This is a genomic window from Streptomyces sp. NRRL WC-3549, assembly GCF_000721935.1.
Classification (GTDB): Bacteria; Actinomycetota; Actinomycetes; order Streptomycetales; family Streptomycetaceae; genus Streptomyces.
Genome location: NZ_KL585418.1, coordinates 63538 through 65403, shown reverse-complemented (window position 1 = coordinate 65403; position 1866 = coordinate 63538). Strand labels below are relative to the sequence as shown.

1 protein-coding gene and 1 pseudogene are annotated in these 1866 nt (G+C 71.4%); both read right to left on the bottom strand.

Going from position 1 to position 1866, the window contains the following annotated elements; genetic code table 11:
• Nucleotides 1-1414: NAD-dependent DNA ligase LigA (ligA, locus tag IH13_RS38265; protein ID WP_031087672.1), on the bottom strand; the 1414-nt coding region annotated here is incomplete at its 3' end.
• Between the two features lie 30 nt (nt 1415-1444).
• A pseudogene (locus tag IH13_RS0123830) lies at nt 1445-1866 on the bottom strand (methionine synthase); the annotation flags it as partial.

Sequence of the window (1866 nt, the reverse complement as noted above, 5' to 3'; positions counted from 1 at the left end):
CCGCCGCCACGTAGCCGAAGTGGTCGATGTCCAGGCACTTGCGGCCCGCCAGATAGGCCACCCGCTCCCGCAGCTGGGCGGGGCACGAACGCGCGTTGGGGCAGCGACGGTCGACGTCGCCCTCCTTCATGGCCTTCAGCGGTGTCCCGCACTCGGGGCACTCGACGGGCATGACGAACTCGCGCTCGCTGCCGTCCCGGAGGTCCACGACCGGGCCGAGGATCTCCGGGATGACATCCCCGGCCTTGCGGAGCACCACGGTGTCGCCGATGAGGACGCCCTTGGCCTTCACGACGTTCTGGTTGTGCAGGGTGGCGAACTCGACCTCGGAGCCCGCCACCTCGACCGGCTCGACCTGGGCGTACGGGGTGACCCTGCCGGTACGCCCGACGCCGACGCGGATGTTCACCAGCTTGGTGTTGACCTCCTCGGGCGCGTACTTCCAGGCGATCGCCCAGCGCGGGGCGCGGGAGGTCGAACCGAGGCGGCCCTGGAGGGGGATCTCGTCGAGCTTGGCGACGACTCCGTCGATCTCGTGCTCCACGGAGTGGCGGTTCTCGCCGAAGTACCGGATGAACTCCCGGACGCCGTCGAGGGAGTCGACCACCTTGTTGTGCCGGGCGGTCGGCAGTCCCCACTCCCGCAGCAGGTCGTACGCCTCGGAGAGCCGTTCGATGTCGAGGCCCTCACGGGCGCCGATGCCGTGCACCACCATGTGCAGCGGGCGGGTGGCGGTCACCTTCGGGTCCTTCTGACGGAGCGAGCCGGCCGCCGCGTTGCGCGGGTTGGCGAAGGGCTTGTCCCCGGCCTCCACCAGGCGGGCGTTGAGCCCTTCGAAGGCCTCCATCGGGAAGTAGACCTCGCCGCGGATCTCCACCAGGGCGGGGACCCGGTCACCCCGCAGGCGGTGCGGGATCTCCGCGATCGTGCGGATGTTAGGGGTGATGTCCTCGCCGGTGCGGCCGTCGCCGCGGGTCGCGGCGCGGGTCAGCCTGCCGTGCTCGTAGGTGAGGTTGACCGCGAGACCGTCGACCTTGAGCTCGCACAGGAAGTGGTAGCCGGGGCGGCCCACGTCCTTGGCGACCCGCTCGGCCCAGGCGGCGAGCTCCTCGTCGTCGAAGGCGTTGTCCAGGGAGAGCATCCGCTCGCGGTGCTCGACGGAGGTGAACTCCGTCGTGTACGGACCGGCGACCTTCTGGGTCGGTGAGTCCGGGGTGCGCAGCTGCGGGTTCTCGTCCTCGACGGCCTGCAGCTCGCGCATCAGCCGGTCGAACTCGGCGTCGCTGACGACCGGCTGGTCCTTCACGTAGTACCGGAAGCGGTGCTCCTCGATCTGCTCGGACAGCAGCGCGTGCCGCTCCCGCGCCTCGGCGGACACGCCTGTCAGCTCCTGCGCCTGCTGTTCGCCGGCCATCGTCCCGTTCCTCCCGTCGACCCGACCCCGTTACTCAGGGTTGTCCGCGAGTGACCTCGCGGCCCGGACGCAGTGGGCGAGCGCGGCCCGCGCGTAGGCGGGTGACGCCCCCGCCAGCCCGCAGGACGGGGTGACCACCACGGACTCGGCGAGAGTCCCCGGGGTCAGCCCCAGCCTGTTCCACAACGTCCTGACCCCCATGACGCTACCGCCCGGGTCCGACAACGCGGTCGAGGCGCCGTCCGCCGAGGGGACGACACCGAGCAGCAGCTGGGTGCCGCCCTCGACGGCTTCCCCGATCTCCTCCTCCTCACGCTCGGTGAGAAGCGAGAAGTCGAACGAGACGGATCCGGCCCCGGCCCGGCGCAGCAGGGCGAACGGGACGTCGGGGGCGCAGGAGTGGACGGTGGTCGGCCCGCCGCCGTTGACCGCCAGCAGGTCGCGCAGGGCCC